The organism is Halomonas sp. 707B3, assembly GCF_024158645.1.
Taxonomy (GTDB): domain Bacteria; phylum Pseudomonadota; class Gammaproteobacteria; order Pseudomonadales; family Halomonadaceae; genus Vreelandella; species Vreelandella lionensis.
On the sequence record NZ_JAMZBE010000266.1, the window covers coordinates 1 to 2,214 of the forward strand.

A 2,214-nucleotide genomic window follows, 5' to 3' on the forward strand; every position below is an offset into this window, starting at 1 on the left:
GTGCAGAGCGGGTAGCGTCAGAAAGCTCGGCCAGCGTCAGGCCCGCCTCTGATAACCGGTCGGCGGCAATGGTGGCTTGGCCGCCGCCGTCAGAAATCACCGCCACGCGCTTACCGGGGGCTTTTTGCAGCCGCCCCAAGCCTTCCGCCACGGGCAGGATTTCATCGGAGTACTGCACCACGCTAACGCCTGCCTGGCGCAACAAATCGACGGTCATTTGGTAACTACCGGCCAACGCACCGGTATGAGAGCTGGCAGCCTTTTGGCCCTGCTCGGTGGCACCGGATTTATACACCACCACCGGCTTCATGGCGGTCACGTCACGGGCCACTTTCAGAAACTGCTGCCCATCACGGAAGCCTTCCACGTAGAGCGTCGCCACACGCGTGTGCTCGTCTTCCCCTAGGTAGCGCAGGTAATCGTTAAAGCCGATATCACTCTGATTGCCCGGGCCAACGTAGGTGCTAAACCCCACCTGCCCGTTGTGCTGTGCCTCCAGCGCCAAGGAGAGCAGCATATTGCCGGATTGAGACACGATGCCAATATCACCCGGCTTAACGTTATCCAGCGCCAGCAAGTTAATCTGATGGTGCAGGTTAAACATGCCTGAGGTGTTCGGGCCGATAATACGCACACCGTGGGCACGGGCGGCCTCCACCATTTGCGCCTCCAATGCCGCACCCGCTTCACCGGTTTCGCCAAACCCGCTGGCCAGAATCACCGCCCCCTTCACGCCACGGCGGCCACACTCGGCAATCAGCGCAGGTACGGTGGCGGCAGGCGTACACAGCAGCGCAAGTTCGGGGCTGCCCGGCATCTCGGCAATAGAGGGCCATGCCTTCACACCTAGAATATGATCGGCTTTTGGGTTGATCGGGTAGATGCTCCCCCGGTAGCCGCCGTTGATCAGCCCTACCATGGCTTTATAGCCTCGCTTGGTCGGGTCTGCAGAGGCTCCAACGATGGCAATGCCGGTGGGGGCTAAGATGTCGTGCAGCGGGCTGCGGACTGGAAGATGACCTTCGATAGTGTTCATGGCGTAACCTGTTTGACAAAGAAGTGCGCAACGACTTGATTCAGAGCTCGTTTCTAAGGGTTAAGCCCACACTCATTGGCCCTGAAAATTAGGCGGGCGCCGCTCGGCAAAGGCATCGACCCCCTCTTGCCAGTCGTCGGTGGTGGAGCAGGTAAACACCGCATCCAGCTCCTGCTGCAGCTGGCTCTCCATGCTGGTATGGGCGCTGCGATTGACCAGCGGCTTGAGCATCGCCATAGAAACCGGTGCCTGCTTGGCAAGCCGCTCGGCAAGTGTTTGCGCTTCGGCCATCAGCTGCGCTTGGGGGTAGCTGGCCAGCGCCAAGCCGATCCTGGCGGCTTCTGGCCCATGAAGTTTGTCGCCTAAATAGAGCAAGCGCCGGGCTTGGGTAAGCCCCACCAGTTGAGGCAGTAGTTTTGAAACACCGCCGCCCACGCAAGTGCCAATACTGGTTTCTGGAAAACCAATCTGCGCCTCATTGGCCATCACGATAAAATCACAGGAGACCGCTATTTCCGCGCCAGCCCCCAGCGCATAGCCGTTCACAGCAGCTACCACCGGCTTACTGAGTTTGGTAATGGCCTCGCACACATCATTGCCTAGCTGCAAGTACGTCCGGCGCTGAAACAGCGTGCGCTTAGCGCTGCCGTGGGCCTTCATATCGGCACCGACACAGAACGCGCGCCCTTCACCGGTCAGCACCACCGTCCGGACCTGAGGCAACTGCTGTGCTATTCGCAGCACATCCAGCAGCTCTTGGTAGAGCGCCTCAACAACGGCGTTGAGGCGCTGCGGGCGATTTAGTCGCACGGTCAATACGCGGGCATCCAGAGTGACCAGCAGCGTTTCATAATTGGGCAGCGCAGTAACGTCAGCAGACATGGTGCTTTTTCTAACCTCCTCGGATCAGTCGTCAAAACTTAACGAAACGTTTGTTTCTTTATTTTAAATAAAAAGAAACGAATGTGTTTTTTTGAACGATAGAGTAGTCGCTGGGACGACGTCAATACATCTGTTGCAAAAACATTTATCATTGGCACAAATGTTTTATTTTCATAAAAGAGGGTGCCATGCCAGACAACGCCACTCACGCCACCAGCCTGGACAGCATTCACCAGCAGCTAGCCGAGAGCTACGCGGCGCTTAGCCCACAGCTCAAGCGCGCCGCCAGCTATGTG

Annotated in this window: 2 protein-coding genes; both read right to left on the minus strand. The window is 57.9% G+C overall.

From position 1 onward, the window contains the following. Nucleotides 1-1,036, minus strand: a 1,036-nt coding sequence (locus BIS10_RS18460; protein WP_253507656.1) for a CoA-binding protein, incomplete at its 3' end; no start/stop codon positions are given. A gap of 72 nt (nt 1,037-1,108) precedes the next feature. After that, complete coding sequence (locus BIS10_RS18465) at nt 1,109-1,918, minus strand: enoyl-CoA hydratase/isomerase family protein (protein WP_083024105.1); 810 nt, start codon at nt 1,916-1,918, stop codon at nt 1,109-1,111. Nucleotides 1,919-2,214: the final 296 nt, after the last annotated feature.

Bases quoted from the DNA above. Each gene is read 5' to 3' on its own strand.
- BIS10_RS18465 (WP_083024105.1), bottom strand. From the start codon at position 1,918: ATGTCTGCTGACGTTACTGCGCTGCCCAATTATGAAACGCTGCTGGTC.